The organism is Meiothermus luteus, from assembly GCF_003574085.1.
Classification (GTDB): domain Bacteria; phylum Deinococcota; class Deinococci; order Deinococcales; family Thermaceae; genus Meiothermus; species Meiothermus luteus.
In genome coordinates this window covers 27,808-50,368 of record NZ_QWKZ01000001.1, presented here as the reverse complement: position 1 = coordinate 50,368, position 22,561 = coordinate 27,808, and the positions used below count along the sequence as shown (strand labels likewise).

Here is a 22,561-nt window from a genome sequence, read left to right as displayed (position 1 = left end):
CCCTACCCCTTGCGCGTGCCCATGAGCATCCCCTGGCGCGGTGGATGGGGCGGCCAGGAAGTGCCCCGTCAGGTGCCGCCCAGCCGCGAACGCTACCCTTTCAGGATGCGGGAGAACAGCTTCTTCCAGTTGGCGAGCACGGACTTGTCGATGGAGGGTGGGTTCCGGGCAAGCAGCCGGTTCTTAAATCCTTTGGCCAGGGTGACCTTCCAGCCGGGGTCGAGCGCGATCCCCTTGCGCCCGGCCAAGCCCTGGACCTGAGCGACCAGTGGAAGGCCTGGATCGTAGTGGTCGGCGAACACCTCGTCGACTTCGCGGAACAGCTTGTCCAGCAGCGGCTCAAGCACGCTGAAGGGGATCAGATCCTCCAGCTCGGCGTCCTGCACCTGGGCGAAGTCGCCCACTGCGATCAGCCGCCCGGGGCTGGGCTTGTACAGCTCGGCGGCGAGGCTGGCCTGCATGGCCCGGCCTGCGTCGTCGCTGTCGAGCACCACCGGCGGCAGCTCCCCTTCGCGGCCGGTCAGCAAGCTCGAGAGCGGCTTTACCCCCTTGGTCCCCCCCGAGGGGACGAAGACGATTTCCAGCGGGGGGGCGATCTGCTTCTCCCGGATCAGCCAGTTTTTGATGGCGTTAAGGTAGATCTGGTCGGAGACCCCCTCGACGATCACCGGCAGACAGCCCTGCAACAGGGTATCGGAGACGCTGAGACCGAGCGCGGCGTGGACGGCGTAGACTGAGCGTTGGTGGCTACCCGGGCTCTCTGCAACACGCAGGTTTTCTGAGGCCACGGTGAATCCGTTATCGTCCACGTAGACCACCCTAACCCGGTCGATATGGTTGGTGTCCACCAGGAAGGGGGACTGGGTGGTGTGGATGACCTGGTTGGTCTTGGAGAGGTTGGCGAAGAACTGAGCTAGGTCGCGCTGGGCGAGGGGGTGGAGGGAGTGCCCAGCCTCGTCAAGGAGCAGGATAGCACCCGCATGGGCCTCCTCGCTCTCCACCAGGAACACCAGGTAGAAGCTCAGGAACCACTGCAACCCGGCGCTGCGGTTCTCCAGCTCGATGGGCTCGGGGCGGGAGGGCTCGGAGGCAAAGATGCGGAAGTAGTTGCCGTCGGCCCGGAAGTCGAAGATGTACTCGCCCTGCTTCCACCACTCGCGGAACTCGCGCGAGAGTCGGCTCTGGGCCGAGTGGAGCAGGGCCTGCCGCTCAGTCTTCTTCCTGGCGGCCTCGGCGATCTGCTCCTCGCTGACCTGCGGGACCACCTGACCGTAACCGTATTGGTTAACCACTTGGACAGGCTCCTTCCCCATCTCCATGATCTCCTTCGGGTCAAGGCCCACGTACTTGAAAAGCACCCGCAATGTGCGGGCCTTGGCCTCAGCGACACCGGTGAGGTCGGTACGCTGCATGTTCTCCACGGCGTGGGGGAGGTAGATCTCGGAGTCGAGGTTGCCGTAGTTGGAGTAATACACGAACTTGGGGATCGCCTTGAGCACGACCTCCTTCACGCCTGGGACCCGATGGGGTGCGACGAGGTAGCGCTCCAGGCGCTTGATCTCAGACTGCACCGCCTCCAACGCAGCCTGGAAGGCGGACGGCTTGGGCAGGCTCAAGGTCATGAGGGTGTGAAACTCGGCCAGCTGCTCCCTCGAGAAGGAGGTCTCGGGCGTGGGATACTTCTCGAGGATCTGCTCGAATCTTTCCTCCACTGCCGCCTTGGCCTCCTCGAGCTCCGGGGTGGCGGCGGACTCAGCCCGTACCCTGGCCAAATTGTCGGTCACCACCTTGTGGAAATTTTTCGAGATGATCTTATCGGCTGGCGTAGCATTCAGGAACTCGACGTCCACGTCGCCCGCGAAGGTTTTCGACAGCCTGACCCGCAGAGGCTGGTTGGTCGCGATCAAACATTTTTCGGCCACCGCCTCGGTGGCCTCCTCGGAGAGCTCGAAGTCGGCCTCGATGAAGGTGATCTCCCCTGGGTCGCTGCGTGCGGTGGAGTACAGACGGCGAGGCAGGTCAGCCAGCAGGTTGATTTCGCCGCCCTTGGCCGGGTTGAGCTTCCACAGCGCCAGCAGCAGATTGGACTTGCCCGCCTCGTTCACCCCCACCAGGGTGGTCACGTCGTCGCAGGTGATCCAGCCGCTGTCCTCTATCGAGCGAAACTGCCGCACGCGAAATTGGAGCAACGCCATATGCCGTCAGTGTACCAAATTCCAATACCCCGGCTGAGGCAGGCCCCACACAGGCATGATGCTGCCCCACCGAGGCGCAGAACCACGCTGAGGCGCGGCATCTGCCGCGAAAGTCGCCATGCCCCCGAAACAGGTTCCCCAGCACCAGGCGTACACCCATACGGCCAGCGGGCCCACCAGCGCCGCCCAGGCCAGCACCAACCCTCCGCTCACGGATGGCGGCTCTACCCGCTCAGGGCCTCGGGGTGGCGGAAGTAGGCCCGCTCCTCCTCGAGGTGGCCCAGGAGCACCAGCGACAGTATGAGCGGCCCGATTCCGAGCACCCGGCCTCGAGCGTCCCGCACCTCCATCACCAGCTCGGCCAGGCCCAGCCGCACCAGCTGCTCTTGCGGGGGCAGGTGGGCCACGGCCTCCCAGGCCGCCTCGTCCAGCGGTAGCAGAGGTCCCAGGGTCTGGGGCAGTCGGGTCCAGAGGGTTCCGTACATAGCCTTATTATTATTGGCTTTAGGAGGAGAGATGACACTCGAGGAAAAACGACAGATGAAAGAGGAGCGCAACGCTCTACGTAAGAAGCTGGCCCAGCTAACCGCAGACTACCTGACCCTCAACGAGAAGACCCACGAACCGGCCTTCTTCATGATGTGGGCGGCTGCTTTACTGAAACTGGAGGAACTCAAAATCATCGAGGGGCAGATCGAGCAGCTGGGATTTACCGAGTCCGCCAACACCGCCAAGACCCTGGTGCTGGCCCAGCCCTTGCACCGCCCGCCCCTACGCCCACCCCCACAGGGCTGGGCGGTGATGCAGGGCATACTGGAGACGCTGCGCGCTGAAGCCATGGCGAACCTCAGCGTTACGGGTACCACCTATACCCCGCTGTTCTTGAAGGTCACCACCCTGGCCCATATGAGCCCCTTTTATAAGGCTTTGCTGGCTCGAGCCATCTGGGATAAATACCGAAGCGGCAACCAGGAGAGGATCCTCGAGATGTACGAGCTGATCCTTAGTCGTTTCCCGGTACTGGAGAAAAAGTACCACCTGGACGTTTTGAGCAAGGTCGATTAGTACCTATCCCCACCAGCTTGAGGGAGCCCGGGCTGTGTTTCCCGGCTTGGCGATCTGGTCTTCTTCACCGCGCCGGGGAGGGCCGTGGATCACGTGGGGCTGGTGCTGTGGAACGGGCTGATGGCCCACGCCAGCTACCGCGCCGGGCGGGTGGTGGTCGAGCCCATCGCGGCCTACCGCGCGCGCTACATCGGGGCCCGCAGGCCGCTGGGGAGCGGTTTTTGAGCGGGAACCGGCCCCTTCTTGCCCCCTCCATGGACACCAGACAACAGGCGCGGGGGTAAGACACCTGTTCCGGGATGTTGGCGTCCACCTCATCAAAACCCATGCGCTTAAGCTCTAACCCAAGTTACTACCTACAAAACGCTGGCCAGCCGCCTGAAGTTGTGGACAAAGATGAAGCCCCATACCTTGAGCACAAAGCCCTGGGGGAATAGTTCGGTCAGGGCGGAACCCACCGACTCGATGATTTTCCTGCCCAAGGAGGCGATGAACTGACTGGGTTGGTGGTAGCGCTTGGAGTTCCCCTTGCGAATAGCTCGCAGCCGGATGCCCTCGGCCATCGCCAGGTCGTCCTCTGCCAGGTAGTCGGTATACCCTCGATCCACGTACAGCTCACTTCCTTGCGCCAAGTCCAGCGGCAACAGGTACAGCCCCTGCACAGCGGCAACAGACCCCGGGGTGCACAGCACCTCGGTGATGAACTGGTGGTTGTTGCAGACCAGGTGCAGCTTCAGGCCGTGGAAGTAGGCCCGCTTACTGGGAATGTAACCCCGGTAGGTGAGGCCGGGGGCCAGGCGGCAGCGGGGTGCGCGGACGTTTTCACAGACTGGCAGGGGGAAGGTATCCAGAACGTAGTGCTCCACCGAGGACAGTTGCTCCCATAAGGTCTTGCACAGGGGCAACAGCAACGGTATCCAGTCAGACAAGCTGTGCAGTCGGCGGCAGAAGCGGCTGCGGGAGGGGATGAAGCTAAAGAGACCCTGCTCTTTGGCATAGGCCAGGGCGTGTTTGTGCTTGCCGGAGAAGAAGAGGGCGGCCAGTATCCAGATGGTGAGGACGACGCTGGCGGGGGTCTTGCTCTGGGGGTCGTCCTTGTGTCCGAGGGTCTTGAGCAGATCGTCTATAATGCAGAAGGCCACTAGAACAGTCCAGTTCATAGTGGCCTTAGTTTTTGCTTTCTAGCTCGGAATGTCTAGGTGGCAACTTGAGTTATATTACCAAAAGCGCTTCAGGGGCGCATAGCCCGCGCAATCGCTTTGTCCAGCGCCCTCTGCAGCCGGAGCAGTTCCTCCGGGCGGCTAGGCCTCTCTAGCAGAAGCTCGTCGGCAAAGCCGCGGGCCGTCGCGTATAGCCTCCGGTCGCCCGCCTCCTCGTTCGTGGCTTCCAGCACTGCCCGCTCCAACCCTTCCTTCAAAGCGGTTAGGGAGGCCCAGGCCAGCAGGTTCTTGCGCTTTCCGTATAACCCGCGTGTGACCTGGGTCAGCTCGTCGCCTAAAACTCCCAACAGTCCCAACAAATCCTTCCTTTTCCGAGGAAGTTATAGGGGTTTCCGGTCGCTTCTTGCCCTACACTGAATGGTCAAAGGTAACAACCGGGGGCAAGATTTCGCATAATCTCCCTTATCTGAGGGCGGGTTCCATCTGCCATGCACTACCACGGCCAGCACCGCACCTTTACCTTCAGCCGCAAGGTGGGGGCGGTACGCCTTTTGGAGGCGCCGGGTGAGGCGGCTCAGGCTTTCGGCATTTTGTCGTCAGGAGCAAAGTGCAGGATGCTGTAGTCGCCCGTCTCCAGAAAAAAGAAGACCGAAATGGCCTCGATTCCAGGTTTCGCCTCCTCCAAGGCCCGGGCGTAAAGCGCCATAAAGTCGACCTCCCAGAAGGCCGCCTCCTCCTTTATCTCCCGCTCCATCCGGGGCCAGGCGGGGTGGTCGGGGGGGATCAGGATGAGCACCGCCAGCACCTCCTGCCCTGCCAGGTGGGGCTTGTATTTCCAGAGCTTCTGGCTGATGGCCTGGAGGGTCTCCCGCTTGAGGGCGTCCCGAAAGCGCAGGGCCTTTTTAGCCTGCAGGTGATCGGCCTGATCTTGTTTATCGATGTCCATAAAGGGCGTCTCCGGTAGGGGTCTAGCGCAACCGGACTGGGGGGATTCCCCGGGCCTCCATGTAGCGGGCCAGCCCATCCATAAAGGCCTGCTGGGCCAACTCGTAGCCCTCCCCCTCTCGAGCCTCGAAAAGGGTAATGGTCACGGCCTCACTGGTGGTACACCAGACGATCTGATACCCGGCCTCCCGGGCGTACTCCTCGTACAGCTCCTCGCTCTCCTGCAACCTCTCCTTGTCTGCTTTACCCTCCAACTGGATGGTCAGTCTGGGAATGTAGAGCTTGCGCAAGATTCTCTCCTCTGTAGGTTATATCGCCGATTACAGCGCCCCTTCTGCCTGTGCGATCAGCGGCTCTCATCCTCCGCCATTGCCGGGTGCCCCTGTGTGGCCAGGAGGCCCCGCTCCTTCAGCGCCCGGAGGGCCTCGAGTGAGGCCGCCCGCTCACGCACCCCCACAGGGGCGGCCAGCAGCCGCTGGAACAGCAGCCCCGGGGCGCGCAGGGCGTGGTCGGGTGGAAGCTGGGTGTGCAGGTAGGCGACCAGGGCTATGACCACGAAGGCCAGGGGGGGCCAGAGGAAGGCCAGGGGCAGCAGGGGCAGGGCCATCCCGGTTGCCGTCGTCCCGCAGTAGGGGTGCAGCCACGAGGAGCGGTCAAAAGCCTCCTCGGGGCTGATCTCTGGGTTGCTCAACATCTGTTCCAGGGCGTTTGCGGTCTGGTGCTCAGCCCCGTGCCAGCGGCGGAGCCGACTCCCGGGGGGTGTCCACAGCAAGAGCAGGGCCAGGAGAATTACCACCCCGACCAAGAGGCCTGGGCTGAGCGTCCACATCCTGGGCAGAACCCCCTGCAAGGGGGTCGCCAGCCCGCCCGCCAGGGAAATGCTGAGCACCAAGATCAAAAGGGGGTGGAGGCCCCGCTTCCGCTCCCTTATCTGCACGCCTCGCTCCGAGACCGTGCAGACCAGCCCGTTGTCGAAATACAGGGTGAAGCCATCAGTGGAGGCAAAGCCGGTGTAGCCAGTCATCAAGCATATTTTAGCGCCAGAAAAGGTCTTTTTCTCGATGGGGAGTGTGCCATTGTTTCCGAGGATCTCTCGAGTTTCTCCCTAATGTGTCCAGAGATATACACTTTAGCCGGCGCTGAACTCAACCCATAAGCAAGGATGGGTCGTTGTTTCGCACATTACCCACCCGTAAGCTGGCCTTTTGCGCTACCAGTGGGCCAGGTGGGAAGGGACGCATCCAGGCTTCGGCTGGTGCACCAGCCAGCCAGGCATCCCAGTTTTTGCGCTCGAGTACCACCGGCACCCGGTGGTGAAGCCAGGCCAGATCCTCCCCCGCTGCACAGGTCAGTACCGTGAAGGCCTCCCCTTCCCATAGTGCCGCCAGTACAACAGGTCGGCCATCCGAGCGGCGGATGAAATAGGGCTGTTTGTCCTTCCACTCGTACCAGCCGCTCACCGGCAGAAGAGCCCGCCGAGAGCGCCAGGCGGCCCGGAAGCTGGGCTTCTGCGCCACCGTTTCACTGCGTGCATTGAACAGCACCGCAGCCTCCCGACCGGGAAATCCCCAGCGCATCAGAACCAGTTCGCGCTGCGCCTGCCGCATACGCACCACCGGCAGTTGGTGGGTGGGGGCTGCGTTGTAGGTGGACTCGAAATCGGGGGCCTCGAGGTCGAAATAGGTGCGGTAGTCATCCCGCGTGAGCGTGTTGACCAGCCTGCCGCACATACTTAACCCCCCAACATGCAGTTCTAAGAACTCGAGGGCTCCCCTGGTGATGCAGTGATTCGCTTAAAGAGGGATCCCTCTGCGCTTGGACGCAAGGGAGTCGCGTGCGGTATTGGGAACCCAAGCCCACCGCGGTTGTTTATGCGCCAAGTGTACCACACTACTCGTGCTCCTCCAGCAGCACATCGATAGCCCTCAACTCGGAAGCAGCAACCATTTGACCGCAGCGCTCACAGGCTCGCACGGGGCCATGCTCAACGCCCATAACCGCAAAGCTGAGAATTACAGGTGAACCCAGCCGGTGGCCTTCACGTTTGCAGACCTTGGCCCGTGCGCGTGCCGCGCGCTGCTCCGCACGCTCGAGGCGATCCGCCTCACGGCGCGCTAGCTGTGCCTGTCTCTCCTCCTCGCGTGCTGCGGCGATCTCGGCTCGGGTCAGGGGAGGACAGTCTGACCAGACAACCTGGCCACAGGACGAGCAGGCCCCGATCCACACCTCCACATGCTCATCCGAGTGGGGCGGTGCTTCTACAGGTGCCCGACGCATTGGTACGAGCGGGGTTAGGTAGTCAATGTAGACACCTCGCGTTTCTACCAAACGTTCATATTCGGCTCGCAGACGCTCTTCGCAAATAGGGCAATAGACGTGGGGGCCTAGCGTGCGCCAGAAGGGGTTACGCGACCGGCTCACCGGCTGGGAGATGCGCTCAACGTAGCGCCAGGTAGCAGGAAGGGAGGGTTTGCTCATACAGGATACCTGCCGTGCTCAGGAGCCTACTTCCAGTGTAGGCAGGGGCGCGGCTTGCTGGATAGGGGCGGGGGTAGTCTCCAGGGGAAGGCCCCAGAGCCGCTCTACCTTGAGGGCCAGCAAAGTACCGGCCCGCTCTACCACTCCCTCCACCACCAGCACCTGTGCGGTTTGCACCGTTCGACCGCAGCGCTCCCAGAGCTGGGGAGTCACGATGAGCTGGGCCAGTTGTGTCCCGTCCTCCACAACCACGAAAGCAAAACCTCGAGCCGACTCAGGTTTTTGCAAGAACTTGAAGAGGCCAGCGGTGCGCACCTGGGCTCCTTCCAGGCGTTGCAGCGAAACCAGGGGCTTGCAGCCCAGCTCGAGCAGCCTCGAGCGCATCAGATCCAGCGGGTGCAGGGCCAGTTCGGAGAAACCCTTGGTCTGGTAGTCCCAGGCCATGCGCTCGGGGAGTTCCAGGGGGGGCAGGGCTGGGGTGGGGGGCAGGGGAGCTTCCAGCAAGGGCCGTGCCCCTCCTGGGTGGGTCTGCAACAGAACCTGGGCCTGGTACAGCGCAGAGCGCCGATCCAGCAGGGCCTCGAAGGCCCCGGCCCGTATCAGGTTCATAAACACGTCGCGCGCCAGGGCCACCCGGGCATAGAAGTCCTCGAGGGAGGCGAAGGGGCGCTCCAGCCGCTCCAACAGAATCGCTTCCGCCAGGGTTTCCGACAGGCCGTGGACGGCAGTGAGGGGGAGGCGCACCCCTTTACCCTGGGGGGTCTTCTCACAGCGATAGTGCCTGCCGCTCTGGTTGATGTCCAGGGGCAGCACCACCACCCCCAGCTTGTGGGCCATCTGGCGCAGGGTATCGGCAGGCCAGAAGCCGGGCCGCTCGGTCATGAAGGCGGCCCAGTATTCCGCCGGGAAATGCAGCCGCAACCAGGCGCTGGCGTAGGCGTGCTGGGCAAAGGCGTGGGCGTGAGAGGCGCAAAAGCCGTAGCCGCGGAAGTCGGCCACCATCTGCCAGATGGCCTGGGCCTGTTCGCGGGTAGCGCCCAGGGTACGCTCAACGGCCTGAACAAATCGGGTAGCCTCTTCTTCAAGCTCTTCTTCCCCCTCGGCGCGGGCGATTTTCTTGCGCAGTCGCTCGGCCTCGGGCCAGCTATAGCCAGCGCAGTCGTGCAGGATGCGAAGCTGCTGATCCTGGTACAGCAGAACCCCCCGGGTCGGCCCCAGGATGGGGGCTAAGGCCGGGTGCACCACCGTCTCGGCCTCGAGGCCCTGGGCCCGCCGCAGGTAGGGATGCACGGTGCCCAACTGGATGGGGCCGGGGCGGATGAGGGCAATCTGGTGGGCCAGCTCGGCCCGGCTGCGGGGCTTTACCCGCAGGGAAGTCTGCATCTGGGCCGGGCTCTCGAGCTGAAAGAGCATCAGCGTATCGCCCGCTTCCAGCGCATCCCAGACTGCTGCCTCGTCGGGCAGACGACCCAGATCAAGCCATACCCCCTCGGTGCGATATACCTCCTCCCGGGCCCGTTCCAGCACGCCCAGCATCCGCAGACCCAGCAGGTCGCATTTGATCAGGCCCATCTGCTCGACCCCTTCCTTATCGAGTTGCAGGTGCAAAATCCCCCCGCTGCTTCGTTGCAGTGGGGAGTAATAGGTCAGGGGATGGGCAGAGAGCACCACCCCGCCGCTATGGGGGGCCAGGTGGCGCACGTGGCCCGGCTCGATCTGCTCTAAAAGCCAAAGCAGCACCTCCTTCAGCGGGCTGTTTCCCAGAACCTCGTCGAAGATGGCCTGGGCCCGACGGGCCTGGTGGGGCCGCCGGTGGCGGTGGTCGCGGCCCAGCAGTTTGCTGAGCAGGGTGCGCTGGTGCATGGGCAGATCCAGGGCCCGGCCCAGATCCTGCAAGGCAGAGGGCAACCGGTAGGTGATGTAGTTGGCGGTCATGGCCTCGCGGCGCTCCCCCCCAGCGAAGCGCTGCTCGACCCAGGCCAGCACCTCGTCACGGCGGTGAGAGGCCAGGTCAATGTCCACGTCGGGGGTGGAGCGCCGCCCGGCGTGCAGGAAGCGCTCGAAAAGGAGGTTGTGCTGGAGGGGGTCTACCTGGGAGATGCCCAGGGTGTAGCAGACCAGGCTGCCCGCGGCGCTGCCCCGACCAGCCGCCAGGATGCCGTGGGAGCGGCAGTAATCCATGATCTCGGCCTCGAGGAGGAAAAACCCCGCCATCTCCATCTCCTCCACCACTCCCAGCTCGTACTCCAGTCGGGCCCTCGCAGCCTCCCGCGTGCTCGAGGGATATAGCCGCTCCAGGCCGGTATAGCACCGCTGACGCAGGTAGGCCGGGGCCGAGAGCCCGGGCGGTAGCAGGGGCACTGCGGTCTCCAGGCGCTCGGGCAGCAGTTCGAAGGCACAGGCCTGGGCCAGCCGGGCGGTGTTGGCCAGGGCCTCGGGAAAGGGAAAGCGGTCGCGCAGCTCGGCCAGGGAGGGCAGGTACTGGGCATCGTTTCTGACTGCCTGGGGGTGCGGGGTGTGGACGCTGATGCCCAGACGGGCTGCGGTGAGGGCTTCGTGCAGCGGGTAGAGGGACTGGACCGCGTAGCGCACCTCGGGGGCCGCGACCACCGGTAAGGAGCATTCACGGGCGAAGGCCCACAAGGCCCGCACCCGCCGGTCGTCCTCGGGGTAGAACTCGTGGAAAAGCTGAACCCATAGCCGGTCTGGGAACGCCGAGCGCAGGGTGGAAAGCAGGCGGTGCAGAACCTCCGATTTGCGTGCAGCCAGCAGACGGCTGACCGGCCCGGCCCGACCCCCGCTGAGCAGGTGCAGGTCCTCGGCGTGGGCGAGCAGTTCCTCGAGTTCAACACACGGGGTGTCCCGCTGCCGGGCTCGGGTAATGAGTTCGCCGAGGTGGCCGTAGCCCCGCCGCGAGGCCGCCAGCAGCACCACCGGATAGATCTGCGAATGTACCCGGAGCGGCACGGTGGCCCCGGTGAGGGCCTGCAGGCCCAGGCTGTGGCAGGCCTGGTGCAGCTCCACCACGCTCGCCAGCGAAAGCCAGTCGGTCAGGGCCAGCGCCCCGTATCCGAGTTCGGCGGCCTGTCGGGCTAGCCGGGCTGGGCTGCTCACCCCACCCCCCTCGGAAAAGTAGGAGTGTACGTGCAGGGCCGCGGGCTTCAGTCGAGAATCCGCGTGAGCACCCATAGACCGCTTCCCTCCTGGTGGTAGACCTCCAGGGTCAGACCGCCCTCGACCTCGACCCACCAGTAGGCGCGGGGCCCCTCTCCTAGAAACCAGCGTCCCTTGCTGCGCCAGCGCTTCAACCAGCGCAGCACTAGCCGCCGGTAGCGGTAGACCACCGCCCCTGGCCGCCCGTCGGGGTGGGCCTCCACCGTAACCGCAAGACCTACCCGGCGCATCAGGGATCCCCTTCCAGCAGCCGAATCCAGACCGCGCGCTGATCGGCGGCCAGGGCGTAGGGGTCGAGCTCCCGCGCCTGTACCAGCGTCCAGGGGAACTGCTCGGCCACCGCCTGGATAGCCAGGCTTTGCGGGCGGCTTTCCCACAGGGCCCCCTGAACCCCAGGGCGGCGCAGGCTCGAGAGCTCGAGGGAGATCTGCTCGAGGGGTAGCCCCAGGGCGCCGGTGTCTTCCAGGGTCAGGCGGGCCAGGCGGTAGATGGGGTCGGCCTGCTGGAGTGGAACTTTGCTCTGGCGGGCCGCAGAATGCAGATTGCCGCAGGCCGTTGCGAGCACCTTTAGCCGGAAAGCAGCTTTGCCTTTGCCCTGGAGCGCACGGGATAGCTGCGCGGCCAGGTGCTTCAGTACCGGCTCGAACTCCCTGGGCTCGAGGGCGGCCTCGGCAAAGGGGTGTTCTACCCGCATGGTTTCAGGAAGCCGGGCACGGTTTACCTGGGAACTCCAGGGGCCCAACAGGTAGCGCTCGAGGGCCCCGTACTCCGGCAGCGTGCGCTCCAGCTGCGCTTTGCTCCATTGCCGCAGGTCGCCCAGGGTGTGCTGCCCCAGCTGCGCGAGCCATTCCAGGGAGCGCGCCCCCAGGCCCAGCCCCTTGAGCAGGTAGAGCGGCAGCCGATCCGTCCGGCTTTTCTCTTCGCCCGGTGGGACTGTCCGAACCCGGCCTGGGCGGGCGGACAGTGCGGCCAGCAGGGCGACCTCGCGGTACCGGGCGAAACCAACCCTTACCCTGTACACTTCTGCCAGCACCCGGGCCGCTGCCATGTCTACCCGCAACAGCAACCGTCCAGGACTGAGGAGCTCGACCCAGGGACTGAAGGCTGGCATCTCCTCCAGCAGCACCTCCCAGGTAGCGTGCAGCATTGGGGTTTCCAGTCGAATCAGGCGTAGCCCGGCCAGCCTGGCCAAAGCGACCGAACCCCGCATCCCCAGGTTTACCCCCGCTTTGCGCACCGCGGGGGTGGCCGCAACCACCCGATCCCCTAGTGTGACCGCTACGGGTTCTTCGGGCAGCCCAGGGTTCAGGCAGCGGGCCACATACAGCGGCCAGGGGTCGAACAGCAGGGCCGCGACCCCTTCGGTATAGGGGTGATGATCGAGCTCTGGACGATGAGAACGGCTTTGGGGCATGGGGGATTTCTGCTATACTGACAAGACCAATAGAAGACCGCTCCGGAGCATTGCCCTGGATGCTATGGGGGAGGGCGCGAAATGGCTGGCAGGCTGAACGCGCCCTCGAGTCGTGGGCTAGGAAAGGGTTACATAACCACCCCCAGGGTAGAGAGCAGTTGCTCGGGGCTTTTGCCACGCAACATGTATTCAAACACGCCCAGGAGGCGTAGCTCGCGGGCCGGTAGCTCCAGGCTGGGATAGTCGGGGTTGTGGGGCTCGAGCAAAGCTATATCCCCCTGAAGGGTTACATACTTGAGGCTGGCCCGGCCGGTCTCGCTGTCGATGACCGCGCAGATCTCCCGGCGGCGGGGGGGGCGGGCCACCCTGTGCACCACCACCACATCCCCAGCCAGAAAGAAGTCAGCCATCGAATCGCCATCCACCACCAGGGCGAAGGTGTCGGGGCTGCCCGGCAGCTCCAGCAGGCCCAGTTGCTGCTGCACAGCCGGGGCCATCGGCCCTGCTGCGATGTAGCCCAGAACAGGGATGCCCTGACCCAAAAGCAACTTTCCTTGCGGGGTGAGGATGATCTCGGAAGTGCGACCCTGGCCGCGCGAGATGACCTCCAGCAGCCCCTTGCGCTCCAGCGCAGTTAGGTGCTGCCGCAAGGCCTGGTAGGAGTAGCCCAGCGCGGCACTGAGCTCGGGCACACTGGGCATGCGCCCGAGTTTCCGCTTCAGCGCGGACATCTGCTGGACTACCTTCTGTTGGCCCCTGGAGAGTTGCATGGCATCCCTATACCTGTAAGGTTACAAGTATTTTCTCTGAGAATACGTGCAAGAACCACCTGGGGTCAAGGGTGGTGGCTAGACCAATCTTTGCTGAATCTCGCTGATGTGATCCTGCAACTCTGCCTAGCAAAAGCTTGTACCCAGATGTGCCTTTTTCAAGATCGGCGAGCGAGCAAGATTTCGCACAATACTCATACAGCGAACTTTTCCGGCTAGACTGAGGGGGTCATGGAGAGCGCAACCCCCCTCAAGCTGGTCGAAGTGCGCGGTAAGAAAACGAAAGCGAACTCTGAACTCGAGGGGGTTATCCGTGAGACCGCCTGGCTCTGGCGCAAGGCCCACCTGAGCTATGACCAGAGCAGGTACGTGGTCGAGCGGGTGCGCCGGCTGCTGGCGCTCGAGCCGCCCCCTGCCCGGCGTCGGGTGGTGGAGCGGCTCAGCCGCGAGGAGGTCGAGCGCCTGCTCGAGGCCGCCTACCGCCTCCACCCCAGGAAGCCGGTCTACGGCCTGATGCTCAAGACCCTCTTCTACACCGGAGTCCGGGTCTCGGAGTTCGTCTTTTTGCGGGCCCAGGATGTCCACCTCGACGGGGAGGCCCCCCACCTCTACGTCCACAAGGCCAAGAAGGACTCGGTGCGGTATGTCCCGATCCTGCCCGCCCTGGCCCAGGAGCTGCGGGTTCACCTGGCGGGGCGCACCCGGGGCTACCTCTTCGAGTCCAACCGCCATGAGCGCTACTCCCCCCGGGCCATCCAGAAGCTCATCCGGCGGGCCGCGCAGGAGGCGGGCATCGAGAAGCGGGTCTACCCCCACCTGCTCAGGCACTCGGTGGCGCAGATTCTCCTCGACCGGGGGATGCCCCTGGAGCAGCTGCAGAAGTTTTTGGGGCACCGGGACCTCAAGACCACCCAGATCTACGCCGAGAGTTCGCTGGAGCAGGTGGGAGAAAGCTACCGACGGGTGTTCAGAGGGGATTAGTTCTGTCGCTTTCCAAGGATGATTGTTCGAATATTGGCCTCATCCCCGCGTTCTCCCACCAATAAGTGGGTTTCCTTCGCCATGCGATCCCAATCGGGGTTGTAGCTTTCATTGCCAGGTATTCTGGAAGCTGGGGTCGGAGTAAGCATATAACCGTCCAGCTTAATCCTGGCCTCTTGGAACTCACGCCGCGCGCTGAGCTGGGGCAGCAGTCGGGTAAATACCTCGAGCTTGGGGTGATTTTCGATGTCCTCTCGCTCCATGCCGTGGGGCTCTACAAACACTACACGCCAGCCGCCAGTCTGCTCATGCTCAATCCAGAGGATAAAGTCAGGGTAGAAGCCAGTTTTATTGTGGAAGCCCAAACCCTTTTTTGAAGCATTTCGCATTAGGTAGAGCTTGAGTGATGCAAACTCGGCCTCAGCATAGTGGACTTGCCAGAAGCGTTGCAGGGACTGAATAAAGTTGTGTTCGCTTTCTTCCAGAGGGGCCGGTTTGACCTGCACACCTTTGGGCAAAGAGGTATTTTTCGTCTCGTAGACTAGCGGCTGATACACTGCCTCGAGCTTTATGTTTGGGTCAATATACAGGCGCGGTATAGGCGCGACCTGCTCACTCTGCCAAAGCTTCAGATTATCAGCCAGAGCTTTGATCTCGGCCAGTATGATGGGCGAGCTTGCGGGGACCGTTACCTCGTAGTGAGTCTCGAGGTCCTCCTGTTGTAGTTTGCCAGGCAGAATTTCTCTGGCCTGGGCATCGTTGAGCTCGCGCCTATAGTATTCGCTCAGGTATTTGCGAAGGATGGCCAGCACGGCTTGTTCGAGGGCCTTGGGACTCGCTAAGTCACTCTCGGAAGCAACCAGGCTGTACCAGCCCTGCTGCAAGACCTGCTGTAACTTTTTAGTGGAAAAGCTCAGATTGCCAATGCGCTCGGCCCTGGCGTAGATCAGCAGTTTCTGCCGCAAACTCACCCAGTCCAGCATGGCTAAATGCTTGGGCTCCAAGGGTTGGCGCTGGCCTGCGGTCTGGCTTACCAGCTCCTGGTTTTCCAGCACGCTGATCCTGGCTGCCAAAGTGACGCTGGGCTTAGTGATGTTATCAGGTTCAAAAACCAGGGTGCGCGACTCAAAGACGAAATTCTCAGGCAGCCGGGGCAGGGGTAGGGGTTTGGCGAGTGCCGATTGGTTGATTTGGAGTTCTAACTGTATCCGCTCCAGGTTGATGTCCTCAGATTGGATGGTTTCCAGAAAACGCTTTATGTAATTGGCGTTGAGACCCAGCACGTACAGGGTCTCCAGTCGTTTAACCTCATGCTTCCCTGAGCGCTTGAGCGAGTGGTTCTGCCCCAACAGCCGCACCCCCCGGCCAAAGAGCTGAATAATGAGGGGCCCCTGGTTCTTCCCGATGTTGAGCAGGGTCATGGTAGAGACCCGCCAGCTACTCCAGCCCTCTACGAACTTTCTGGAGCCTATGAGCACTTGAATGGGGCTGTTGGGCTGGTTGATCTGCTGAAAGAGGCTGTAACCATAAAGCGGGTTTTCCCCTACGGCCAGCTTCAGATTCTGCTCAAGCTGCTTCTTGAAACCCGCGGTGTCCCCGATGTTGATGACCCCGAAGTACTCTCTGGCTCCTGAGGTCTTCAGGCCAATCTCGCCCTGAGCGGGCATCAGGTGAAGCTCCAGGGCTCCGCGCCCTAGCATCACCGTCTCCAGCACCTCGTAGTAGAGCTGGCGCGGAGCCTGCGTTTGTAGCTCGGTCAGATGGGCTGCAAAAGGGTTGGAGTTGCCGATGAACTCTACGCTGGTCACTGCACCCGCCATCAAGCCCTGGGCCCACTGAGGATCGTCCGTCAAGCGCTTGAGGAAGCGCACCACCTTGGCCACGTCGGCTAAGGTCTCGGCGTCTTCCTCTAACTCGCCCTCCTTGCCCTTGCTGCTCTTGATGACGGTGTGGCCCACGAACGTCCAAAGCGGCTTTTCCAAGTTGTACTCGCGGGCCCGGTTCCCCAGGCTCAGGTAATGCCGTAGCTGCACGTAGTAGAGGAGCAAGCCCCCCATTAACGCGGCTTCCTCCTCAGCGGTGGGGTTGAGGTCACCAGGGTTGGCTTCTATAGACTGAAAATCCTTGCCATACTGATCCTGGTAGAAGTAGCGGTACTGGTAGTCGGCAAGAATCCGCTTGCCGTACTCCCTTAACATCTCTCCACTCTTCAAGACCTGGGCAAAGGTAGCGCTGTACTCCAGGAGCATTCCCTTTTCGCTCAACCACTCACGGATTTGACGCCAGCCCTTGTCCAGGGAGGCGGTGCCCTTATGACCCTCATCGGCAAAGACCAGGTTGGCCTGTCCCAGGATGGGGTAGTAGAGCCCTTCAGTCTCTGTCTCGTCCTTAGCGCGTTTGTCGCGGAGCTTGGGCATATCCACCACCAGCACCGTACCGGGTAACACGCTGCTGGGGTTGTGCTTGACCTCGGTCAGGTAGCGAGCCGGGATGCCGCTTCTTTCAAGGTCTTGGCGGTGTTGTTCGGCCAAACCCGCGTTAGGAGTTAGCAAGAGGATGTTCCCAAACCCAGCCTCAGGGGTCAGGGCCTCTTTTTTGCTTCCGGCTTTAAAGTAGTGCAACAGCTGCCAGTAATGCACATGAAGGAGCAGGGTTTTACCTGCACCTGTGGCCAGGTAAAAGGCCAGGCGGCGCAGGTCGGGCAGTGTGAACTGGGCGCGGTGTAGATCCGCAGCCTGAAATTCATTGAGCTCATCCACGTATTTCTCAGGATCGCCCGTCAGCTGATCCAGGTGGTACTCCGAGGCTAGAAGAGCAATGTACTGGAAATACTTAAACCCCGCGAACTCTTTACGACGGCGGGCCAGGCGACTCTCGTACTCGCGCAGGTTGGCGTCATAGAGGGGGAGCCGCTGGGCCAAATCCGGGGTGGCCATGCCCAAGGCCGCGTTGAAGAACACCGTTTGCGCCCCGGTGGCCTGGGTGTCCTCCAGGGCCTGCCAGCTCCGCAATTGGTTGATGTTGCTGACCCGCAACTTGCTCAGGAAAAAGCGAGCCAGCACCAGATGAGCATCCAGGCTCACTTCGACCCCTCCATCATGGCGTCCAGAAGTACCTCCTCTAGCGCTTCAAAGGCAGCTATCGGGGGTGCATTGAGGATCACCCGGTGGCCGGGAAAAGTCTGTTCCAGCCAGACCCGCTCCGCATGTAAGTCAAGGTCGGGCTTGCGCTCGCGCAAGATCAGAGCAACCGGTTGTGCCTCATCGAGCGAGGTAGCGTACATGACCCTGTAGAGATGCCCGTTCGCTTCCATCTCCGCATACTTGCGGATTCTGAGCCCCAGCCAAAGCGCGGCTGTTTCCAGCCAATCCACTTCCTCTTCCCGGTAGCCTCCCTTTTCGGGCCGCTTGATCCGGATGGCTGCAGGATAGTGCCATTCGGTAAGCGCCTCTCCATTCAGCATGGGTCGTAGCAGCGTGGGATTCCCGTCTTGTACGACCTCGGCAAAGTAGGAGAGGAGATAGGCATTCTCACGGGTCAAGAACTCGTGGGGCCGCTCCACCGCGCTCAGGTTTTCGGCATAGGCTGTCTCGCGCGGGGAAGGCTCGGTTTGTAGGTTGAACAGGGCGTCCTCGTAGCTCTCCAAGCGCAGCACCTTGACCAGGCGGGGTGAGCGTTCCATCCACTGGGGTAGGGGGCTCATCCCACCCTCGCTCTCCAAACTCGGCTGGTGGAGTTTGCCGCCCACCACGGGCTCCGGTTTGGGTTTGCCGTCCTTCCATACCGGCGCGTACATCACCTTCTGCACCCGCCGCAGCACCACGCTGTCGAAGTGGTCGCCCATCTCTACCAGGATGAACCTGCGTCGGCCTCCGTCCTCCCGGTTGAGCCGGATGACCGCGTGGGCGGTGGTGCCGGAGCCTCCGAAGTAGTCCAGCACCCAGTCCCTCCCCCAGGTGGTCTGCTGGAGCAGGCGCACCATCAGGCTGGTGGGCTTGGGGGCGAAGAAGACCCCTGAGCGCCCGAAGAGGGCCGAGGTCTCCTTCTCGCCGTCGCTGTAGTCCACGATGACGCTCTTGCCCACGTTGGTCTCCACCTCGTGGAGAAAGCGCTTGATCTGGGGCACCTTGCGCTCGTCCTCGCCCCAGACGATGCGCCCATCTGCGTCCAGCTCTTTGAAGGAGCGGCCCTCCTCCTCATCCCTGGCCTCGTAGGGGAATTTCCAGCCGCTCTTGGGGTGGGGCACGGGCTTGCCCGTTATGGGATGAGGGGGTTGGTAGAAGCGGTAGTTAGGACTGTTGGGATCCCTTGTGTTGGGAGACTGTTTTCCTGCAGGCATGGAAATATTATCCTCCCGCCACACCCACAACTTAGCCCCCCGAGCCTTTGCCTCCGCCTCGGGAACCAGGCGGCCTTGGGCGTCCCGGTACTCGGCCCGGTTATAGGGGTATATCCCCTTCCAGGGGTCGTTTTTCTTCTCCTCCTTCCAGGAGAGGCCCTGGGCTTCCACCTGCCTGCGGTACTCGGCCTTATGTTGCTCATAAAGCTCTTTCAGGGCCCTTTCCACCTCAGTCAGGGATGGATAGCTGGGGTTGAGTTCCTCGATGAGGGCCATTACCTCCTCGTAGCCGGGCTTGGGCTCGCGGAACATCTTAGGATCAGCGGCCACAGTGGGCAAATGCTTCGCCCAGACCAGAATGTACTCGTGGTTGGTGGAGTAAGTGGGTACCTGGCTGTTGGTAGTGTTCATTGCCCAGATGAGTTCTTCCACCTGGTTCCAACGACCAAAGGTGTCCTGTAGCACGTGCTCTAAGACAGTGCGCTCCTCGAGGTCAATGCTTACCAGCATCACCCCGTCTTTTCTCAGGAAGTCGCGAGCGGGGCGCACTCGTCCTTCGATGAGAGTAGCGAAGGTGGCGTGCTTGAAGCCATTCTTATAGGGGATTTCCGAGGACTTCGTATTGTAAGGGGGATCAATGTAGACCACCTTGACCTGCTCACGCCAGCGGGCTTCCAGGGTGCGGAGGGCGCCATAGTTTTCCGCGTGTACCAGGACCCCGTCAGTAGCCTCGTCCAGATCCCAGTGCTCGCTCAGGGCCGCCAGCAGCTTCCGGGCAAAGCCGGGGTTGAAGTTGCCGGTAAAGACCGGCAGGGAGGGGTGGGTCTCAAGGATTTGCTGGTTGATCTCGGCGAGGCCCATCTCGTCCCGCCAGTACCGGATTTGCGCCTCGTTTGCCAGAATCTCCGGCCACAGGCTCTGGGGGATGTGGCGAATAGGCACGATGTAGTCCGTGCGGTAGACCAGACGCTTTTTCTCGAAAAGCTGGGTCTGGATGCGCTCGAGCTGGCCCAGGAAGCGGATCAGATCCTGGGTGATCCCCCTGAAGGCTTTGAGGGTGGCCAGGCGGCGACGCAGCACATGGTCGTCGTCCAACTCGGCCTGGCGCAGGGCCTGCGATTTGGTAAAGTAGTCCAGCTCGGCCTGAAGGAAGTCCTCGAGGTGGGGGTGGATGAAGAAGTCCTTGCTGCCCAGGGCACTATAGTGGCGGGCCCGGCGGTAAAGCAGGTTCCTGCCGTTGTCGCCGGTGTTCTCCAAGGCCGCCCGAAGGTCGGGATCGGGGATGGTGGCCAGCACGGCGGGTAGGGCGGCCTCGAGGATCTTCTCCTGATTGGCGGGGTCGCCTTCCCTCTTGCTTCGGTAGTCAAAGGGGATGGTCAGGGTATGGCCCTCGAGCTTTACCTCAGGCTTGGGGAAGAAGTAGCGGGAAGCCCGGTTGTTATCCCTGACGGCTTCTACATGGGCCAGGACGAACTGCACCGTAAAGGTTTGGGGCTCGAGGCCCTGGGTTTCTACCCTGAAGCTGTAGTTTTTCAGGTAGGTGTCGCTCTTGGCATAGTGCATCCCACGGGTAGGCCAGTGGAAGTACACATCCTCACCACGGTAGACCGCACCGGGGAAGTCCTGGGGTAGCGGCGCTAAGCCGCGATCCCCGTATGACTCAATGGCATAACCCTCACCGTAAGAAAAGCGCGGCTGGGGGATGAAGTCACCCTCGTCGTAGTAGCGGCGAAAAAAATCATGAACGAGCAGGAGCACGTCGTTGACCTGGTTCTCTGCGAGTACCTGTTCGCCTAGGATGCTACGAATCTGGCGAATCCGATCAATCAGGTTACCAATCTGCCCACCGGCCTGGGCCAGGGTATCGGCAATGGGGGTCAGGGTACCGTCAGGCTCGATGGCATTGGGTGTCAGTTGCCTGAGCTTATCCGTCGCTGCTTTGAGCTCAGCCTCGAGATCAGCTTTGGCCTGCTGGCTCAAGGCGTGGATGTGGTTATACAAGCGCTCAGGTAGTTCTTTGGCAAAGTAGTCCTCGATAGCTCTACGGCGCTGTTTCAGCAGCCGGTAGAGGCCAAAATCAAGGTCGGCCAGGTCAAGCTGGAATAGCTCGCTCAGCAACACGCGGAACTTCTGATAGCCCTCGAGGTGTTCCAAAGGATGTGCCATATGTCACATCAATCATAACGAGCAAAAGACCACGGTTGCTGCAGCTGAATTTGGCAGAGCAGCAATCCTGGACGCTTCTTCGGGATTTCTTGCCTCCTTTTATGTAGTCAAGTCCGTGCAGGTGGCGAGAACATCACTGCAGGCTTGGGGTTCCTGCCTATCGAGGAATTCCTCTCTCTTTGGGGCTAAGCGGATCACCATAGCCCAGTACACCCCAAATCCTGACGCACCCGTGCCAGTTCGCCGGCAGGTAGGCGGGCTTCCAGTTCATTCTCCCAGCGAGACAGCCAGCCGCACAGCACATCAGGCGGGCAAATCGCTCGGCGATGGAGCTCGAGCACCGCCCAGAGGCTGCCGTGAACGGCAACTTGGTTCTCCGCACAAGCCCTGCGCAACCGCCCATCGTTGGAGAGGAGCGTATGGCCGTTGGTGAGGGAGTAATGGAGGCACAGGGCATCGGCCAGCGACAACCCTGCCTTCTTCAGGGCCTTCGCCGCCGGAAGCCATGTCTCCTGAACCTGTACAACCCGCACGCCCAACGCACTTACCTGGAGCTCAGACAGGTCATTTACCTCGGCCAGCACGACATCAAGCACCTCGAGGGTTCCCAGCTTCACCAAGGCGTTCAGACCTCCAACCTTGGCGAAATCAATGAGGATGTTGGCGTCGGAGAGCAGGATCATCGGAGCTGCTAGAGGGCACTTCCGCCGTTCGACGACCAGAGGGCGGCCCGCTTGCGGATATATTCAATCGGAACCCCCAGCACTTCCGCAGCCCGAGAGGCGCTCACGACACCGAGGCTTAGAGCCTGGAACACCAACCGCTCGAGCCGGGACTTGGGCAGCCCCTGGCTCTGTTCATCCTTCCAGTCTGGGTTATAGAACTCGCGCCGTAGTTCGAGCGGCTCCTTGTCCTTTCCAAATCTCCTGTTCAATATACCAATTTGTTGACCAGATTGCTTACGGGAAATGATGCCGACCTGTTCGGCACGAATCAGGACGGTTCGCATGCTAACGCTGTAGCGCAGCTTGAGGTCAAGCAGCATGGCCTCGGGAATCCAGTGGTTCCGGAAGGCGTGGAGTTCTCGCTCAATCACCTCACGCGGCAGCAGCACCGCCCCGGCCAGGTGGTTAGCGAGTTTCTCCCTCAGTCCTGAAGCCACCGTCTTCTCGGGGTGCAGGAAGTCTTGGCGATGGCAGATGAGGTGGGCTAACTCGTGCAGAGCGGTGAAGAACTGCCGCTCGACCGGGTGCTTTTCGTTGATGACGATGACCGCCCCCAGCGACTCGGTGTAGGCCGAGAACCCGCTCACGTGGGCTGGCAGTGGGGTGAGGAGGACCTTCAGCCCGCGATCCTCGAGCCGGGCGATCACGTCCCCCAAGGGGGCGTGTTCCACCCCGAGGAAGTCCCGCACCTCACCCGCGTAGCGCTCCACCGCATGCGGATCGTAAACCTCTACCGGCATCTGGGGTGGCGACACGGCTACCTCACCGAGCGCCCGCTCGATCTCGGCATAAGCCAGCGCCCGCTTGAGCACCAGGGCCCGGATGGCGGGGGTAAGAACTCCTGCTTGATCGGCCCTGAACAACAGGTTCGGCTCCTCCACGTTTTGTTCAAAGAAAACCTCGAGCGGCACGCCCAGGGCCTGGGCGATGGCAGCCAACTGCCCAATGGAAGGCATGCGCTCCCCCTTCTCCCAGACCGCGATGGTCTGCCGGGTCACCCCGACCCTGTTACCCAGATCGGTCTGGCTAAGCCCCTGCTGTTCGCGGAGTGGCTGAATGTAGCTGACGTTCACCATAGACATGACCTGCCCCTACTAACGCCAAGAGACGGTCGGTAGTCACCGACCTACTCGCAGTAAGGATGCAGGG

19 protein-coding genes are annotated in these 22,561 nt (G+C 62.2%); 3 read left to right on the top strand and 16 right to left on the bottom strand.

Annotated elements, in window-relative coordinates; genetic code table 11:
- Positions 1-92: 92 nt before the first annotated feature.
- Both Mlute_RS00325 and Mlute_RS00320 read right to left on the bottom strand, forming a co-directional pair.
- The gene (locus Mlute_RS00325) at positions 93-2,195 is read right to left on the bottom strand and encodes an AAA family ATPase (RefSeq protein WP_119358788.1); all 2,103 of its coding nucleotides are present in this window, start codon (positions 2,193-2,195) and stop codon (positions 93-95) included.
- A 224-nt stretch (positions 2,196-2,419) separates the two neighbouring features.
- Positions 2,420-2,680 (bottom strand): hypothetical protein, encoded by a 261-nt coding sequence (locus Mlute_RS00320; protein WP_119358787.1) that lies wholly within the window; start codon positions 2,678-2,680, stop codon positions 2,420-2,422.
- A gap of 31 nt (positions 2,681-2,711) precedes the next feature.
- Here Mlute_RS00320 and Mlute_RS00315 point away from each other — a divergent pair, with 31 nt between their 5' ends.
- Together Mlute_RS00315 and Mlute_RS00310 are read left to right on the top strand one after the other, a co-directional pair.
- Positions 2,712-3,260, top strand: coding sequence for a hypothetical protein (locus Mlute_RS00315; RefSeq protein ID WP_147371012.1), 549 nt, complete (start codon positions 2,712-2,714; stop codon positions 3,258-3,260).
- 54 nt (positions 3,261-3,314) lie between these two features.
- Entirely contained in the window at positions 3,315-3,485 is a 171-nt protein-coding gene (locus Mlute_RS00310; RefSeq protein ID WP_281270810.1) for an NlpC/P60 family protein, read from the top strand.
- Positions 3,486-3,616: 131 nt separating this feature from the next.
- Here the strand turns inward: Mlute_RS00310 and Mlute_RS00305 are convergent, their stop codons facing one another.
- The 10 genes from Mlute_RS00305 to Mlute_RS00255 form a co-directional block, all read right to left on the bottom strand.
- Positions 3,617-4,420 (bottom strand): transposase, encoded by an 804-nt coding sequence (locus Mlute_RS00305; protein ID WP_119358785.1) that lies wholly within the window; start codon positions 4,418-4,420, stop codon positions 3,617-3,619.
- 71 nt (positions 4,421-4,491) lie between these two features.
- Complete coding sequence (locus tag Mlute_RS00300; protein WP_147371011.1) at positions 4,492-4,776, bottom strand: hypothetical protein; 285 nt, start codon at positions 4,774-4,776, stop codon at positions 4,492-4,494.
- Positions 4,777-4,994: 218 nt separating this feature from the next.
- Complete coding sequence (locus Mlute_RS00295; protein ID WP_119358783.1) at positions 4,995-5,366, bottom strand: hypothetical protein; 372 nt, start codon at positions 5,364-5,366, stop codon at positions 4,995-4,997.
- A gap of 22 nt (positions 5,367-5,388) precedes the next feature.
- Entirely contained in the window at positions 5,389-5,655 is a 267-nt protein-coding gene (locus Mlute_RS00290) for a hypothetical protein (protein WP_119358782.1), read from the bottom strand.
- A 56-nt stretch (positions 5,656-5,711) separates the two neighbouring features.
- The gene (locus tag Mlute_RS00285) at positions 5,712-6,389 is read right to left on the bottom strand and encodes a DUF1385 domain-containing protein (RefSeq protein ID WP_119358781.1); all 678 of its coding nucleotides are present in this window, start codon (positions 6,387-6,389) and stop codon (positions 5,712-5,714) included.
- A 121-nt stretch (positions 6,390-6,510) separates the two neighbouring features.
- A complete protein-coding gene (locus Mlute_RS00280) occupies positions 6,511-7,095 on the bottom strand; it encodes an SOS response-associated peptidase (protein ID WP_119358780.1) in 585 nt (194 codons plus the stop codon).
- 766 nt (positions 7,096-7,861) lie between these two features.
- Positions 7,862-11,032 carry a DNA polymerase III subunit alpha gene (dnaE, locus tag Mlute_RS00270; protein WP_119358778.1) on the bottom strand — a complete coding sequence of 1,057 codons (3,171 nt, stop codon included), beginning with the start codon at positions 11,030-11,032 and terminating at the stop codon, positions 7,862-7,864.
- Positions 11,005-11,247, bottom strand: a complete 243-nt coding sequence (locus Mlute_RS00265) for a hypothetical protein (RefSeq protein ID WP_119358777.1) — start codon at positions 11,245-11,247, stop codon at positions 11,005-11,007. Before Mlute_RS00265 ends, dnaE begins: the two co-directional genes overlap by 28 nt.
- On the bottom strand, positions 11,247-12,431 hold the full coding sequence (locus Mlute_RS00260) for a DNA polymerase Y subunit UmuC family protein (protein WP_119358776.1): 1,185 nt from the start codon (positions 12,429-12,431) through the stop codon (positions 11,247-11,249). The genes Mlute_RS00265 and Mlute_RS00260 overlap by 1 nt, the downstream gene beginning before the upstream one ends.
- Positions 12,432-12,559: 128 nt before the next feature.
- Entirely contained in the window at positions 12,560-13,201 is a 642-nt protein-coding gene (locus Mlute_RS00255; protein ID WP_119358775.1) for a LexA family protein, read from the bottom strand.
- Between the two features lie 231 nt (positions 13,202-13,432).
- On the opposite strand from Mlute_RS00255, the gene Mlute_RS00250 reads away from it, so the two are divergent.
- On the top strand, positions 13,433-14,182 hold the full coding sequence (locus tag Mlute_RS00250; protein WP_119358774.1) for a tyrosine-type recombinase/integrase: 750 nt from the start codon (positions 13,433-13,435) through the stop codon (positions 14,180-14,182).
- Here the strand turns inward: Mlute_RS00250 and Mlute_RS00245 are convergent.
- The 4 genes from Mlute_RS00245 to Mlute_RS00230 form a co-directional block, all read right to left on the bottom strand.
- Positions 14,179-17,265, bottom strand: a complete 3,087-nt coding sequence (locus Mlute_RS00245) for a DEAD/DEAH box helicase family protein (RefSeq protein WP_119358773.1) — start codon at positions 17,263-17,265, stop codon at positions 14,179-14,181. The genes Mlute_RS00250 and Mlute_RS00245 overlap by 4 nt on opposite strands.
- The gene (locus Mlute_RS00240; RefSeq protein ID WP_119358772.1) at positions 17,262-20,687 is read right to left on the bottom strand and encodes a DNA methyltransferase; all 3,426 of its coding nucleotides are present in this window, start codon (positions 20,685-20,687) and stop codon (positions 17,262-17,264) included. Before Mlute_RS00240 ends, Mlute_RS00245 begins: the two co-directional genes overlap by 4 nt.
- Positions 20,688-20,881: 194 nt before the next feature.
- Complete coding sequence (locus tag Mlute_RS00235; RefSeq protein WP_119358771.1) at positions 20,882-21,370, bottom strand: hypothetical protein; 489 nt, start codon at positions 21,368-21,370, stop codon at positions 20,882-20,884.
- A gap of 8 nt (positions 21,371-21,378) precedes the next feature.
- Positions 21,379-22,494, bottom strand: coding sequence for a helix-turn-helix domain-containing protein (locus tag Mlute_RS00230; RefSeq protein WP_220452044.1), 1,116 nt, complete (start codon positions 22,492-22,494; stop codon positions 21,379-21,381).
- Between the last annotated feature and the right edge of the window lie 67 nt (positions 22,495-22,561).

Bases quoted from the DNA above. Each gene is read 5' to 3' on its own strand.
- Mlute_RS00325 (WP_119358788.1), bottom strand. From the start codon at position 2,195: ATGGCGTTGCTCCAATTTCGCGTGCGGCAGTTTCGCTCGATAGAGGAC.
- Mlute_RS00320 (WP_119358787.1), bottom strand. From the start codon at position 2,680: ATGTACGGAACCCTCTGGACCCGACTGCCCCAGACCCTGGGACCTCTG.
- Mlute_RS00315 (WP_147371012.1), top strand. From the start codon at position 2,712: ATGACACTCGAGGAAAAACGACAGATGAAAGAGGAGCGCAACGCTCTA.
- Mlute_RS00305 (WP_119358785.1), bottom strand. From the start codon at position 4,420: ATGAACTGGACTGTTCTAGTGGCCTTCTGCATTATAGACGATCTGCTC.
- Mlute_RS00295 (WP_119358783.1), bottom strand. From the start codon at position 5,366: ATGGACATCGATAAACAAGATCAGGCCGATCACCTGCAGGCTAAAAAG.
- Mlute_RS00285 (WP_119358781.1), bottom strand. From the start codon at position 6,389: ATGACTGGCTACACCGGCTTTGCCTCCACTGATGGCTTCACCCTGTAT.
- Mlute_RS00280 (WP_119358780.1), bottom strand. From the start codon at position 7,095: ATGTGCGGCAGGCTGGTCAACACGCTCACGCGGGATGACTACCGCACC.
- dnaE (WP_119358778.1), bottom strand. From the start codon at position 11,032: ATGGGTGCTCACGCGGATTCTCGACTGAAGCCCGCGGCCCTGCACGTA.
- Mlute_RS00265 (WP_119358777.1), bottom strand. From the start codon at position 11,247: ATGCGCCGGGTAGGTCTTGCGGTTACGGTGGAGGCCCACCCCGACGGG.
- Mlute_RS00260 (WP_119358776.1), bottom strand. From the start codon at position 12,431: ATGCCCCAAAGCCGTTCTCATCGTCCAGAGCTCGATCATCACCCCTAT.
- Mlute_RS00255 (WP_119358775.1), bottom strand. From the start codon at position 13,201: ATGCAACTCTCCAGGGGCCAACAGAAGGTAGTCCAGCAGATGTCCGCG.
- Mlute_RS00250 (WP_119358774.1), top strand. From the start codon at position 13,433: ATGGAGAGCGCAACCCCCCTCAAGCTGGTCGAAGTGCGCGGTAAGAAA.
- Mlute_RS00240 (WP_119358772.1), bottom strand. From the start codon at position 20,687: ATGGCACATCCTTTGGAACACCTCGAGGGCTATCAGAAGTTCCGCGTG.
- Mlute_RS00235 (WP_119358771.1), bottom strand. From the start codon at position 21,370: ATGATCCTGCTCTCCGACGCCAACATCCTCATTGATTTCGCCAAGGTT.
- Mlute_RS00230 (WP_220452044.1), bottom strand. From the start codon at position 22,494: ATGTCTATGGTGAACGTCAGCTACATTCAGCCACTCCGCGAACAGCAG.